The sequence below is a fragment of the Chromatocurvus halotolerans genome (assembly GCF_004340525.1).
Classification (GTDB): Bacteria; Pseudomonadota; Gammaproteobacteria; order Pseudomonadales; family Halieaceae; genus Chromatocurvus; species Chromatocurvus halotolerans.
In genome coordinates this window covers 271,482-284,230 of record NZ_SLWX01000001.1, presented here as the reverse complement: position 1 = coordinate 284,230, position 12,749 = coordinate 271,482, and the positions used below count along the sequence as shown (strand labels likewise).

Below are 12,749 nucleotides of genomic sequence, written 5' to 3'. Positions count from 1 at the left end.
GGTATTGCTGAAAATCCCTTGCATCGACTGAATTAGGTGTTATAGTTAGATATAACACCATCACATCACTATTCATCATCAAGGGTGAGAGACATGTTTCATCCCCACAGGCAGAAAATACTGGTTGGCGGGCGTCGCCTGCTGGCGACGGCGATTGCCTTCTTCGTCTGCGCGGCGCTGCTGGCGGGCAGTCGCGCGGTTTTCGCACAGGAGACTGTCGAGGTCGACATCCCGGACGTCACCCGCCTTGAGATTCGCGGCGGCGTGGAGGTCGAGCTGACCCAGGGCGATGTTCCAGCCCTGCTGGTACGCGGGTCACAGGCGGATCTCGACAAGGTGCCCTACACAGCGACCTCGCGGGGTCTGGTGCTGGGCTACAGCCGCAGCCACCGCCGGGAGAGCTTTGCGGATGTCAAATTCCGCGTGACGCTGCCGGCGATCTCGGAGGTGCACGTCATGGGCTCCGCGACGGTGTACATGCGCTCGTTCGATGTGGACGACCTGCGGCTCGCGGTGGCAGGCAGCGGCAATGCGCGACTGCATGATATCCGCGGCGAAAGTCTGGCGCTGCGTGTTTCCGGCTCCCGCGACATACACATCATCACCGCTGATGTCGGCTCTCTGGAGGCGGTGATTGCGGGGTCGGGGGATATCCTCCTGGGCAGCCTTTCGACAGATGCGTTGGATGCCGTGGTCCAGGGCTCTGGCGATATGCGGGTGGACAGCGCGACCCGGGTCGATACCCTCGAGCTGTCGATCGTCGGCGCCGGCAGCGTTGACCTTGCCGGTGTCCCGGCCCGACGTGCAGAAGTAAATATCGTCGGCTCCGGCGATGCGCGTCTTGGTGAACTGCAGGACGAGCTGGACGTCACGATACTCGGTAGCGGCAATGTGCTGTATGCCGGTAACGCGGAAAAAAGCACGACCATTCTGGGCTCGGGGCGCATCGACCGGCGCGACGAGTGAGCCGCCCGGGCGGCAGTGACTGAAACGCGGCAAGGACTGAACGAGTGGAGTGGAATGACAGACAGCCGATCTATCGCCAGCTGCGTGAACTTGTCGTGGAGCGGGTGATGGACGGGACCTTCCCCGAGGGCGAGGCCGTGCCGTCGGTGCGTCAGGTGGCCGCCGACTACAAGATCAACCACCTGACCGTTGCCAAGGCGTATCAGGAGCTGGTGGATATCGGCTTGCTGGAAAAACGTCGCGGGCTCGGTATGTTTGTCACCCAGGGTGCGCGCAGTGCACTGACGCAGGACGAGCAGGCGCGGTTTCTGGAAGAGGAGGTCCCGGCATTTGCACAGCGTGTGCGCATGCTGGGTCTCGGCATGGACGCAGTGGTCGAGCGGCTGCTGCAGGAACGGGGCGAAAGGGAATGACAGACATCATTAAGGCGCGGGGTCTGTTCCGGGCGTTCGCTGGCGTGCCCGCCGTCGATCATGTGGACCTCGATATTCCCGCCGGCGCCGTGGTGGGGCTGATCGGGCCCAACGGTGCCGGCAAGACGACGCTGCTGCGGGCGCTGCTGGGCCTGACCCCGGCACAGGGGGAGCTGTCGGTGCTGGGCAGGCAGCCTGTGCGTGAGCACGCGCGCCTGATGGAGGAGGTCAGCTTCATCGCCGATACCGCCGTGCTGCCGCGCTGGATGCGGGTTGATCAGCTCCTGGATGCGGTCAATGGCCTGCATCCCCGCTTTGACCGCGCGCTCGCCGAAACCTTTCTTGCCGCCACCGATGTCGCCCCCGCACGCCGCGTCGGTGAGCTGTCCAAGGGCATGACCGTGCAGCTGCACCTGGCGCTGGTCATGGCGATCGATGCCCGACTGCTGATTCTGGACGAGCCTACGCTGGGCCTGGACATTCTTTTCCGGCGGCGCTTTTTCGAGCAGCTGCTCAACGATTACTTCGACGAACAGCGCACCATTCTCATCTCCACACACCAGGTTGAGGAAGTGGAGAATATCCTGACCCACGTGGTGTTCATGGATCATGGCCGCATCGTCCTCAACCGACCGCTGGCGGAGCTGGAGTCGAGCTTCGTCGAGCTGCACTGTGTCGGCGATGCCGTGGCCCGGGCCGAAAGCATTCCCCACGTCGGCAAGCGCAGCATCCTCGGCGGCAAGGCCATCATCTATGAGGATGTCGAGCGGCACCTGCTGACACCCCTGGGCGACTGTCGCACGCCGTCGGTCTCCGATCTGTTTGTGGCAAAACTGAGCCGGGAGGTGCGCTCATGAACCGCAGCCGTTCCCTGCGTATTTTCACACTCCTGCAGCGCGAGCTGCGCGAGCACCGGCGTGCCTTCTTCTGGGCACCCCTGCTACTCGCCGTGCTTCTCGCTGTGGCTATGCTGCTGAGCGTACTCGTGGTCGATCGCATCAGTGTGTTTGGAGATACCCTCATCCAGGTCATCGAAAAGCAGGCAGACGGGGAAAGCCCGGGGATCATTATCCGCGCTGGCAGCGAGGACCGGCGAGGCGCTGTCGGCATCGGCGACGCCGAGGACAGCATCGACCTGGCGTCGCGTCCCGCAACGCAGGATGTGCCGGAATCCGCCTGGGACTTCGACCTTGACTGGACCTTCAGCCCGCCGCCCGTGACGGATCGCGGGATGCCCGCCAGCGAGGCCACGGATGAACGCATTCGCAGCCTGAATCCGCTGCTGAACCTGCTGCATAACGCGCTGCTGCTGGTGCTGATGATCGCGGTTGCGCAGTATCTGCTCGGCGCACTTTACGATGACCGCAAGGACCGCAGCATCCTGTTCTGGCGCTCTCTGCCGGTCAGCGAATGGGAGAGCGTGCTCAGCAAACTCGCCGTGGCGCTCATCGTGGCACCGGCCATCCTCATCGCCATCAGTATCCTGCTGCAGGTTGTGACCACGCTGCTCGCCATGCTGATGGTCTGGCGTCTCGACATGCAGCCGATGGCGGTGCTGGCGGGCAATCTGGCCCCGGCGCGATTGCTGGTGGACCAGATCGGGGGCTGGCTGCTCAGTGCACTGTGGCTGGCGCCAACCTGCGCCTGGCTGCTGCTGGCCTCCGCCGCGGCGAGGCGCTCGCCCTTTCTGCTCGCCGTCGTGCCGGTGATCGGCGCGATTGTGCTGGAGTCGATCTTCCTTAGGACCAGCGTCGTTCTCGACGCCGTTGGCCGGCACCTGCCGCACCTGACGGAGAGCGATGATGGCGTGGGCTTCTACCTGTTCGGGCCCGACTGGGCTGCCGTGGACTGGCTGTCCCTCCTTGCCGGACTCGTTTTCGCGGCGCTGGCGACGACCCTGGCTGTCACCCTGAGACGGCACCGCTGGGAAATCTGACAGGGCACCAACTATTTTCACTATGAATGTCAAAGATATAATACATCTATTTCATTTATGACGCGTTGCTGGCTACACTCTTTGCCATTGTCGCTGGCGCGTTGTCGCACGGCGATTGAACTGGTTCTGGCATTTGAGGAAATCCCATGGCGACGTATCAGGAAACGACGGCGGAATTTGCCCAGCTGTGTGCACAGCAGGGCGGTACCTGGAATAACATCAATCCGGAATACGCGGCGCGCATGCGCCTGCAGAACCGCTTCCTTACCGGGCTGGATATCGCCCGCTACACGGCGGGCATCATGCGCGCCGACATGGCGGCCTACGATGCCGACACCGCGCAGTACACCCAGTCGCTAGGCTGCTGGCACGGCTTTATAGGCCAGCAGAAGCTGATCGCCATCAAGAAGCACCATGGCACAACCAGCAAGCGCTACCTGTACCTGTCCGGCTGGATGATTGCCGCCCTGCGCAGCGAATTCGGTCCGCTGCCAGATCAGTCCATGCATGAGAAAACCACGGTCCCGGCGCTGATCGAAGAGCTTTACACCTTTCTGCGACAGGCCGATGCCCGCGAGCTCAACCACCTGTTCCGCGAACTGCAGACCGCGAGAGATGCCGGTGATCAGGTCGCCGAGAAGCGCCTGCTCGACGCCATCAACAACTTCGAGACCCACGTCGTGCCGATCATCGCCGACATCGACGCCGGTTTCGGCAACGAGGAAGCCACCTACCTGCTGGCAAAGAAGATGATCGAGGCGGGGGCCTGCGCGATCCAGGTCGAGAACCAGGTCTCCGATGCCAAGCAGTGTGGCCACCAGGACGGCAAGGTGACGGTGCCCCACGAGGACTTCCTGTCGAAGATCAACGCCATTCGCTACGCCTTCCTGGAACTGGGTGTGCCCGACGGCGTGATTGTGGCGCGCACGGATTCCCTCGGCGCCGGCCTGACCCAGAAAATCCCCGTCTCCCGCGAGCCCGGCGACCTGGCGTCGCAGTACAACGCCTTCCTGGAAACCGAGGAAGTGCGGTCGGCGGATGACGTCAACGAGGGGGATGTGGTGATCAAAAAGGACGGCAAGCTGGTGCGCCCGGTGCGCCTGCCCAACGGTCTCTACCGCTTCAAGGCGGGAACCGGTGAGGCTCGGGTCATTCTCGACTGCATCACCAGCCTGCAGCACGGCGCCGACCTGCTGTGGATCGAGACCGAGAAGCCGCATGTCGGCCAGATCGGCGCGATGGTGGATGAGATCCGCCGCCAGGTACCGGACGCGAAACTCGTGTACAACAACTCGCCGTCTTTCAACTGGACGCTGAGTTTCCGCCAGCAGGTGTTTGACGCCTGGCAGGGGGAGGGGCGCGATCTCTCGGCCTACGAGCGCGATGCGCTGATGAAGGCCGAGTACGACACGACGGAGCTGGCGCAGGAAGCGGACCAGTGGATCCAGGCATTCCAGTCCGAGGCCTCGGCCAAGGCCGGCATTTTCCATCACCTGATTACGCTGCCCACCTATCACACGGCGGCGCTGTCAACAGACAACCTTGCACGTGGTTACTTCGGCGAAGCGGGCATGCTGGCCTATGTGGAAGGTGTGCAGCGCAAGGAGATCCGCGAGGGGATTGCCTGCGTCAAGCACCAGGACATGGCCGGATCGAACATGGGCGACGACCACAAGGAGTACTTCTCCGGCGAGCAGGCGCTGAAGGCCGGTGGCAAGGACAACACCATGAACCAGTTCGGTTGATTGCAGCGTCAGACAGAAAAAGGGGCGGTTTACCGCCCTTTTTTGCGTTCGTTGTGGGCCGTCTCAGGCCGCGCTGCCCGGCGGTGGCGGTATGTCCCTGAACGGATCGTCGATATCTGCCGAGGGCTGGGTGAACCACTGCGCGCCGTTTTCGGTAACATGGAAGTGGTCTTCCAGGCGCACGCCGAAATGCCCGGGGACACAGATCATCGGCTCGTTGCTGAAGCACATGCCCGGTACCAGCGGCGTGTCGTCGCCGCGGACGAGGTATGGGGCCTCGTGAATATCCAGGCCGATCCCGTGCCCGGTGCGATGCGGCAATCCGGGCAGCCGGTACTCAGGACCCAGGCCAGCGCCCTCGATAACCCCGCGGGCAGCGGCATCGATGGTGCCGCAGGGCTTGCCTGGCGTCACCGCGGCGAATGCCGCCTGCTGCGCTGCTTTTTCCGTCGCCCAGATCTCCCGCTGGCGCTCCGTGGGGTCGCCAAAGACATAGCTGCGGGTGATGTCGGAGATATAGCCCTCCACCTGACACCCGGTATCGATGAGCACCATGTCGCCTTCCTCGAGGGCCTTTGGCGCAGCAACGCCGTGGGGAAAAGCACTGTCCGGCCCGAACAGGACAATGCAGAAATACGATCCCCGGGTGCCCGCTGCGCGATGTGCCGCGTGAATGAATTCGGTCACCTCTGCTGTGGTGATGCCCGGACGAAGAATTCGCGCGGTATGGCGCTGTATCTGCAGCGTGATGTCCTTGGCGCGCTGCATCAGCGCCAGCTCTGCCGCACTTTTGCGCGCGCGGCAGCTGCGGGTGATGTCGGTCGCCGCGAGCACCCGGGTATCCGGCAGTGCGCGGCACAGCCCATCCACCAGAAAGAATGGCGCGGATTCGTCCACGGCAAGGCTACCTGGCGCGCGTCCCTCGACCGAAACGATGCTTGCCACCAGAAGGTAGGGATCTTCGTGCTCTTCCCAGCAGTGCAGCTCGCCCTCTGTCACCATGAAGCCTGTCAGGGTGTTACGCTCAAAGGCGGGCGCAATGTAGTGCAATTCGCCGTCGGCGGTGAGAACGGCGCCCACCAGACGTTCACTCGGCGGCCAGACCGTGCCGGTGAAGTAACGCAGGTTGGTGCCGGCATTCAAGTACAGTGCTTCGGCACCGCTGTCAGCCAGGAGCGAGCGTGCCCGTGCGAGGCGCGCCCGGTATTCGGAGTCTGCGATGGGTTCGATGCCCGCGAGCATGGGCCGGATGGCCTCGAGCTCGGTTGCCGCATCACTGCCGCCAACGCCTGTTGTCATGTCGATATCCCTCGTCTGCCTGCGTATCGTCGCAGGCATGATAACAGGACTCGCCCGGCGGTGGTTTTCCCCGCGGGACCGCTTGCCTATACTCACCGGACATCGGAGGAACCCCATGCGCTGGGATGACATAGACAGACAGGTATGCTCGGTAGCCAGAGCCTTGTCCGTGGTCGGTGAGCGCTGGACGCTGCTGATTCTGCGTGATGCTTTTCTGGGCACGCGACGATTCGACCAGTTCCAGTCCAGTCTGGGCATCACGCGGCACCGCCTGTCCGAGCGCCTCGGCAAACTGGTGGAGCAGGGCGTGCTGACCCGGGTGCTCTACAGCGACCGCCCTGTCCGCTACGAGTACCGTCTCACCCGCAAGGGGCTTGCACTCTATCCGGTGCTGATGACGCTCGGCCGCTGGGGCGACGAGTGGATGGATCTGGGCGAGGGCGCACCCGTGGACTATGTTCACAACGCCTGTGGCGAGCGAACCCAGCCGGTTCTCACCTGCAGCCACTGCGGCGAGGTTCTGCGTCCGGAGGGCGTGTCGCCACGTGCCGGCCCGGCGCTGGCACTGCACGCCGCACATACCTGTGTCGGGGATGTTAAACTGCCGAAGTTTCCCCTGCTGGAGAAGATCTCATGAACCAGAACGCCAATAACATCATCATGAATCGCGACGCCGTCGACGACATGGCGTCCAGCGCCTTTGAGGACGTCGGCGCGGAGCGCCTCAAGCGCAAGCAGCGTCTGGCCGCGTCGCTGCGTATTTTCGGGCGCTTCGGCTTTGATGAGGGGGTCGCGGGGCACATTACCGTGCGCGACCCGGAGCATGGCGATCATTTCTGGGTCAATCCCATGGGGCGCTCGTTCAAGCAGATGCGCGTCTCGGACCTGCTCTGTGTCGACCACGCGGGTAATGTGGTCGAGGGAGAGGGGCTGCTGAACGGCGCCGCGTTTACCATTCACTCGCGCATTCACATGGCACATCCGCGGGTCACGGCGGCTGCACACGCGCACTCGCTGTACGGCAAGGCCTTCGCCAGCCTGGGTCGCAAACTCGCACCGCTGACGCAGGATGCCTGTGCCTTCTACGAGGATCATGCGCTGCTCGACGCCTTCACCGGCGTGGTGCTCGACCCGGCCGAGGGTGAGAAGCTGGCGACGACGCTGGGCGACAACAAGGCGGTCATCCTGCAGAACCACGGGCTGCTGACGGTTGGCGAATCGGTCGACGAGGCTGCCTGGTGGTTCGTGACCATGGAACGCAGCTGCCAGGCGCAGCTCCTGGCCGAGGCCGCGGGCACGCCGAAACCCATTCCGCACGAGTACGCCGTGCAGACGCGGGAGACGGTCGGCTCCACGCTGGCGGGCTGGTTCAGCTTCCAGCCCCTGTACGATGTGATCGTCGCCGAGCAGCCGGACCTTCTGGACTGATCCCGTGCTATTGAATCCCATGCGCTGGGGCCTGGTCCCCCAGATACTTGCGGGCGTCGTTCTCGGTGCCATTCTTGGGCTTATGCTGCCAACCGCGGGCGAGGCGGTTGGCCTCGCCGGGCAGCTCTTTGTCAGCATGCTCAAGGCGGTGGCGCCACTGCTGGTCATGCTGCTGGTCATGTCGGCCATTGCCAACCGCCATGAAAGCGGCAACGATGGCCGCAAGACCTTTCTGACACTGCTGCTTTACCTCGTCGGAACCGTGAGTGCGGCGCTGGTGGCACTGACCCTGAGCTGGGCTTTTCCACAGACGCTGGTACTGGCGGATGCGGCACAGGGCACCCCGCCGGCCGCTGTCGGTGACGTGCTCTCCGATGTTCTGTTCAAACTGGTGGACAATCCGGTGAATGCGCTGCTGACCGGGAATTTCCTCGGCTGCCTGACCTGGGCCGTGCTGCTTGGCGTCAGCTTTCGCTCTGCGCCCCAGGCCTTCCGCGATAACCTGGAAACCCTGGCCGGTGGCGTTGCCGATGTCGTGCGCTACGTGATCCGGCTCGCCCCCGTGGGTATTTTCGGGCTGGTGGCGTCAACGGTGGCGACCTCCGGCGCCAGCGCGCTGGCGGGCTATGCCAGCGTCGCGCTGCTGCTGGTGTCGGCCATGCTGGTGATGGCCCTGCTGGTCAACCCCCTGCTGGTGTTCCTCATCACCCGCGAGAATCCCTACCCCATTGTGCTGCGCTGCCTCGAGGGCTCGGGGATCACCGCATTCTTCACGCGCAGCTCGGCGGCCAACATTCCGGTCAACCTTACCCTGGCGAAGTCCCTCGGCATCAGCGAGGAGCTCTACAGCATGACCATACCCATCGGTGCTACCGTGAACATGGCGGGCGCGGCAATTACCATCACCGTGCTGACCCTGGCCGCCACCAATACCCTGGGCATTGACGTGTCCTTCGGCGCCGCCCTGGTGCTCTGTGTGGTGTCGGCGCTGGCGGCCTGCGGCGCAAGCGGCGTGCCCTCGGGCAGCCTGCTGCTGATTCCGCTGGCCTGCTCCCTGTTCGGGATTCCGCTGGACGTCGCTATGCAGGTAGTGGCCGTGGGCTTCGTCATCAGCGTGCTGCAGGATTCCGCCGAGACTGCGCTGAATTCCAGCACAGATGTGGTGTATACCTATGCGATCGACCGCATGCCACTGCCGGGATCTTCCGCGGGCCGGTCCGTCAGCGAGGAGCACTCCTAGCGGATGCCCTCGCGCTGTCAAAGCGCGCGCAGAGTTCGCGTGCGCCAGACAGCAGTCGCGGCGTCGGCCGTTCGATCAGGTCGGGATTGACAACGTAGAGCGCGCCCGTTTCCACGGCGCGCAGACCCGGCAGCTCCCGCCACTGCGACAGCCAGGCGGCAACGTCCTCGCTGCTGCCGCTGGCGACAATCACGTCGGGATTGCGCAGCAGCACGGCTTCCCGGCTGATGCGCGGTGCCAGACCCCGCACATCGCCAAAGATGTTGCGTCCGCCGCAGAGGGCGATCACCTCGCTGATCAGGTGACCGCCGCCGATCGTCTGCAGCGGGTCGTGCCATATCTGGTAGAACACCTCGAGCGTGGCGTCGCCCGCGGCGCTTTCCCGCAAGCCTGCCAGTTCACTCTCGAACCCTTCCGCGCTGCGCTCCGCCGTCGTGCGGTTTCCCGTGAGTCGGCCGAGGGTGCGCAGGGAGTCGGCAATATCAGTCAATTCACCGATCTCGTCACTGTATACGGGAATGCCAAGCTCGCGCAGTCGTCGGACGATGTCATGACCGGTGCCGGAACCCCAGGCCAGCACCAGATCGGGCTGCTGTGCCACGATGGCCTCGATACTCAGGCTATTGTAGCCGCCGATGCGCGGGATGGCGCGCGCATCGGGCGGATAGTCGCTGTACTCCACCGTGGCAATCAGGGTGTCGCCCGCACCCGCCGCAAACAGGTTCTCCGCGAGGTGGGGCGCGAGCGCGACTATGCGCTCCGCGGGCGCTGGCAGTGCCACGCTGACGCCATCGCTGCCGGTGGCCGTGACGCCCTGCGCCAGTCCCGGCTGCGCCATGAACATAGCCACGGCGCCCGCGATGACCGCGGCGAGGTCCCGGAGGCGATGGGACCTGCGCGCTGGCTGTAGGCACCCGGGGCTTTGTTCGATCGGCAATGGTGCGGGTCTATTGCGGAAAAACAAGCGGGTATCCTCCAGTGGGGTGGGTGCTGACGCAAAGCGGCGTGCCATACAGGGACTGCAGGAAATCCGCCGAGAAGACCTCGGCCGGGGTGCCCAGGGCGATACCGTGTCCCCGGTCTACGACCATGACGCGATGACACAGGCTCGACAGCAGGTTGATATCGTGCAGCGCAACCAGCACCGTGCAGCCGCGCCCGGCCAGCTGCCGCAGCAGCGCCACAAGGTCCTGCTGGTGACGCAGGTCCAGTGCGGCGGTGGGCTCATCCAGCAGGAGCAGCTTGCCGTCAAGGGATCCACCGCTGGCGTCCGTCTCCAGCTGGCAAAGTACGCGGGCGAGCTGCACCCGCTGTTTTTCTCCACCCGACAGCAGAGGGTACAGACGGTTGGCGATCGGCTGTGTGTCGGTCGCCGCCAGCGCCCACTCGACCAGCGTCATGTCGCATTGCCGTCCGCCGGCGTGAGGCAGTCGGCCGAGGGCGACGACCTCGGATACAGTGAAGGGGAAGGTCAGTGACGAAGCCTGCGGCAGATAGGCAATGCACCGGGCCCGCGCGGCCGAAGACCAGCTCGCCAGAGGCTTGCTGCCGAGCTCTGCGCTGCCGGCGAGCAGGTCGGTATCCCCGGCAATCAGGCGCAGCAGTGTCGACTTGCCGGCACCGTTCGGCCCCAGCAGCCCCACAATATCGCCGGCCTTGCAGCGCAGGCTGATGCCGGTGAGTACCGGGCAGGCCCCCCACCCTGCACTGGCGTCGTGAAGGGCCAGCGTTGTCACGCGGCGGGCAGTCCGAACTGGCGCCGCTGACGCAGCAAAGACATGAAGAACGGCACGCCGAGCAGGGCGGTGAGTATGCCCACCGGCACCTCGGCCGGCGGCGCCAGCAGCCTTGCAGCCGTATCTGCGCACATCAGCAGCAGGGCGCCCGCCAGGGCCGATGCCGGCAGCAGGTAACGGTGATCGGGACCGGTCAGCAGGCGGATCATGTGCGGCACAACGAGGCCGACAAAGGCAATGGTTCCCGCCAGCGCCACGGACACGCCGACCCCGAGGGCGACCCAGGCCACCAGGTGACGCTTCAGCCGCGCCACGTCAACGCCCAGATGAGAGGCCTCGGATTCGCCGAGCAGGAGGGCATTGAGCGCGCTGGCGTAGCGCGGCAGAACCGTGCAGAGCAGGGCCGTGACGCCAAACGCCAGACCGAGTTCCGGCAGTCGTGCATTGTCGAAACTGCCCATTTTCCACAGGCTGATTCGTCGCAGCATCTGGTTGTCGGCGTGAAATTCCAGCAGGCTGACTGCGGCGCCTGACAGCGCGGTGATGCCGATACCCGCCAGCAACATCGTGGCCACAGAGGTGCCGCTGCTGTCGGTCGCCAGGCGGTAGACCAGAACCACGGCCGCGGCGCCGCCAAGGAAAGCCCCCGCGGAAACCAGGCCCAGCATCAGCGCGAGACCGGCCGGTGCGGCGAGCACCATGACCAGTGCCGCCCCAAGGCTGGCGCCGCCGGTGACGCCGATCAGCGAGGGATCGGCGAGTGGGTTGCGGAACAGCCCCTGGGTGACCGCGCCGCAAAGAGCCAGGATAGTGCCGCAGGCGGCGGCGAGCAGTGTTCGCGGCAGGCGGATATGTCCGACAATCAGTGCCGCCTGGCTGGAGGTGTCGCCGCGCAGCATGTCTGCCAGCGCGCCCAGCAGCTCGTCGGGGGAGAGCGCGACCACGCCGAGGGCAACACCGAGAAGCAGTGCCGGTAGCTGCAGGCCGGTGAGTACGGCGATAACCCGTCGGGCCCGGGACGAGCGGTCGCCGTACACGGGATCAGTAGTCCACGCCCTTGCGCGCCTTGATGCCGCTGGCAAAGGCATGCTTCACGTCGCGGACTTCCGAGACGGTATCCATGATGTCCTGCAGGGCGCTGCCGCCACCGCGTCCGGTCACCACGACGCTCTGTTCCCGCGGGCGATCAGCGATGGCCGCCAGCACCGCGGCCTCGGGAAGGTAGTCGAAGGCCAGCATGTAGGTGAGTTCGTCGAGCACCACCAGGTCATACGCGGGGTCCCGCAGCAGCGGGACCGCTTCGGCCCAGGTGCGCTCGGCGGCGGCGATATCGCCGCTGCGATCCTGGGTGTCCCAGGTGAAGCCGGTACCCATCTGATAGAAGGTGACATCCGGACACTTGTCGCGCAGATAGAGCTCTTCCCCCGACAGCTGCTGTCCCTTGATGAACTGGATGACGCCGACCCGATGGCCATAGCCGAGGGCGCGCATCACCATGCCAAAGGCAGAGCTGGATTTTCCCTTGCCATTTCCCGTCAGGAGTATGGCCACGCCGCGCTCGATCTCTGCCGCCTGGATACTGGCATCCACGCTGGCCTTCTGCTTTTCCATGGCCTGTCGGTGTTTTGCCTCACGGCGCTGGCTCTGGTCGTTGTCGTCATGCATGGCAATTGCCTCAATAGCCGGGTGGCGATTGAGAGAGGGCCAGAAGGGAACTAAATGCGCGGGCATTCGGCAACCTTGCACGAAGCCCTCCGCTCCATCGTTGCGTGTGTCAGGGCAGGTATCGGGCTTGCGACGCGCTGTCGCTTACCGTTGCGGGGGCAGCGCTGGACTTGCCGCGGGGCAGTGCCACGCCGCTCACCAGACTTCCCATTTAACCTGCCCAGATGCTGTGCTTGGCACGCATCGGCAGGCACCCTGAACGGCGCAGACTGTAGGGCGAGGGGCTTGCAAAGTCAAACATTCAGCCTGTGTTCCTGTCCC

Annotated in this window: 13 protein-coding genes and 1 riboswitch; of the genes, 8 read left to right on the top strand and 5 right to left on the bottom strand. The window is 64.7% G+C overall.

Annotation, left to right across the window (positions count from 1 at the left end; all coding sequences use genetic code 11):
- Positions 1 to 93: 93 nt before the first annotated feature.
- The 5 genes from EV688_RS01290 to EV688_RS01270 all read left to right on the top strand — a co-directional run bounded on the left by EV688_RS01290 (position 94) and on the right by EV688_RS01270 (position 5,060).
- Entirely contained in the window at positions 94 to 966 is an 873-nt protein-coding gene (locus EV688_RS01290) for a GIN domain-containing protein (protein WP_117316572.1), read from the top strand.
- A gap of 44 nt (positions 967 to 1,010) precedes the next feature.
- Positions 1,011 to 1,379: a GntR family transcriptional regulator gene (locus tag EV688_RS01285; protein ID WP_117316570.1), complete on the top strand. Its 369-nt coding sequence runs from the start codon at positions 1,011 to 1,013 to the stop codon at positions 1,377 to 1,379.
- Positions 1,376 to 2,236, top strand: coding sequence for an ABC transporter ATP-binding protein (locus EV688_RS01280; RefSeq protein WP_117316568.1), 861 nt, complete (start codon positions 1,376 to 1,378; stop codon positions 2,234 to 2,236). Before EV688_RS01285 ends, EV688_RS01280 begins: the two co-directional genes overlap by 4 nt.
- Positions 2,233 to 3,315 (top strand): hypothetical protein, encoded by a 1,083-nt coding sequence (locus tag EV688_RS01275; protein WP_117316566.1) that lies wholly within the window; start codon positions 2,233 to 2,235, stop codon positions 3,313 to 3,315. Before EV688_RS01280 ends, EV688_RS01275 begins: the two co-directional genes overlap by 4 nt.
- Positions 3,316 to 3,461: 146 nt before the next feature.
- Entirely contained in the window at positions 3,462 to 5,060 is a 1,599-nt protein-coding gene (locus EV688_RS01270; RefSeq protein ID WP_117316563.1) for an isocitrate lyase, read from the top strand.
- Positions 5,061 to 5,123: 63 nt separating this feature from the next.
- Here the strand turns inward: EV688_RS01270 and EV688_RS01265 are convergent, their stop codons facing one another.
- A complete protein-coding gene (locus EV688_RS01265; protein WP_117316561.1) occupies positions 5,124 to 6,359 on the bottom strand; it encodes a M24 family metallopeptidase in 1,236 nt (411 codons plus the stop codon).
- A gap of 115 nt (positions 6,360 to 6,474) precedes the next feature.
- Here EV688_RS01265 and EV688_RS01260 point away from each other — a divergent pair, with 115 nt between their 5' ends.
- From EV688_RS01260 to sstT, 3 genes are read left to right on the top strand one after another with little or no spacing between them, the layout of a single operon-like run.
- A complete protein-coding gene (locus tag EV688_RS01260) occupies positions 6,475 to 6,996 on the top strand; it encodes a winged helix-turn-helix transcriptional regulator (RefSeq protein WP_117316559.1) in 522 nt (173 codons plus the stop codon).
- A 23-nt stretch (positions 6,997 to 7,019) separates the two neighbouring features.
- Positions 7,020 to 7,787: a class II aldolase/adducin family protein gene (locus EV688_RS01255; RefSeq protein ID WP_420867053.1), complete on the top strand. Its 768-nt coding sequence runs from the start codon at positions 7,020 to 7,022 to the stop codon at positions 7,785 to 7,787.
- 4 nt (positions 7,788 to 7,791) lie between these two features.
- Complete coding sequence (sstT, locus tag EV688_RS01250) at positions 7,792 to 9,027, top strand: serine/threonine transporter SstT (protein ID WP_240624293.1); 1,236 nt, start codon at positions 7,792 to 7,794, stop codon at positions 9,025 to 9,027.
- On the opposite strand, the gene EV688_RS01245 is transcribed toward sstT, so the two are convergent.
- The 4 genes from EV688_RS01245 to cobO all read right to left on the bottom strand — a co-directional run bounded on the left by EV688_RS01245 (position 9,008) and on the right by cobO (position 12,428).
- Positions 9,008 to 9,865, bottom strand: a complete 858-nt coding sequence (locus EV688_RS01245; protein ID WP_205686572.1) for a cobalamin-binding protein — start codon at positions 9,863 to 9,865, stop codon at positions 9,008 to 9,010. The two genes, sstT and EV688_RS01245, sit on opposite strands and share 20 nt — an antisense overlap.
- Positions 9,866 to 9,974: 109 nt before the next feature.
- On the bottom strand, positions 9,975 to 10,763 hold the full coding sequence (locus tag EV688_RS01240; protein WP_205686571.1) for a heme ABC transporter ATP-binding protein: 789 nt from the start codon (positions 10,761 to 10,763) through the stop codon (positions 9,975 to 9,977).
- A complete protein-coding gene (locus EV688_RS01235) occupies positions 10,760 to 11,800 on the bottom strand; it encodes a FecCD family ABC transporter permease (protein ID WP_240624292.1) in 1,041 nt (346 codons plus the stop codon). Before EV688_RS01235 ends, EV688_RS01240 begins: the two co-directional genes overlap by 4 nt.
- A 4-nt stretch (positions 11,801 to 11,804) precedes the next feature.
- Positions 11,805 to 12,428 carry a cob(I)yrinic acid a,c-diamide adenosyltransferase gene (cobO, locus tag EV688_RS01230; RefSeq protein WP_117316549.1) on the bottom strand — a complete coding sequence of 208 codons (624 nt, stop codon included), beginning with the start codon at positions 12,426 to 12,428 and terminating at the stop codon, positions 11,805 to 11,807.
- Between the two features lie 96 nt (positions 12,429 to 12,524).
- Positions 12,525 to 12,701, bottom strand: a riboswitch (cobalamin riboswitch).
- Positions 12,702 to 12,749: the final 48 nt, after the last annotated feature.

What these genes read in the sequence shown, in the direction of transcription:
- EV688_RS01290 (WP_117316572.1), top strand. Translation starts at nt 94, where the DNA reads ATGTTTCATCCCCACAGGCAGAAAATACTGGTTGGCGGGCGTCGCCTG.
- EV688_RS01265 (WP_117316561.1), bottom strand. Translation starts at nt 6,359, where the DNA reads ATGACAACAGGCGTTGGCGGCAGTGATGCGGCAACCGAGCTCGAGGCC.
- EV688_RS01275 (WP_117316566.1), top strand. Translation starts at nt 2,233, where the DNA reads ATGAACCGCAGCCGTTCCCTGCGTATTTTCACACTCCTGCAGCGCGAG.
- cobO (WP_117316549.1), bottom strand. Translation starts at nt 12,428, where the DNA reads ATGCATGACGACAACGACCAGAGCCAGCGCCGTGAGGCAAAACACCGA.
- EV688_RS01280 (WP_117316568.1), top strand. Translation starts at nt 1,376, where the DNA reads ATGACAGACATCATTAAGGCGCGGGGTCTGTTCCGGGCGTTCGCTGGC.
- EV688_RS01260 (WP_117316559.1), top strand. Translation starts at nt 6,475, where the DNA reads ATGCGCTGGGATGACATAGACAGACAGGTATGCTCGGTAGCCAGAGCC.
- EV688_RS01255 (WP_420867053.1), top strand. Translation starts at nt 7,020, where the DNA reads ATGAATCGCGACGCCGTCGACGACATGGCGTCCAGCGCCTTTGAGGAC.
- EV688_RS01270 (WP_117316563.1), top strand. Translation starts at nt 3,462, where the DNA reads ATGGCGACGTATCAGGAAACGACGGCGGAATTTGCCCAGCTGTGTGCA.
- EV688_RS01245 (WP_205686572.1), bottom strand. Translation starts at nt 9,865, where the DNA reads ATGGCGCAGCCGGGACTGGCGCAGGGCGTCACGGCCACCGGCAGCGAT.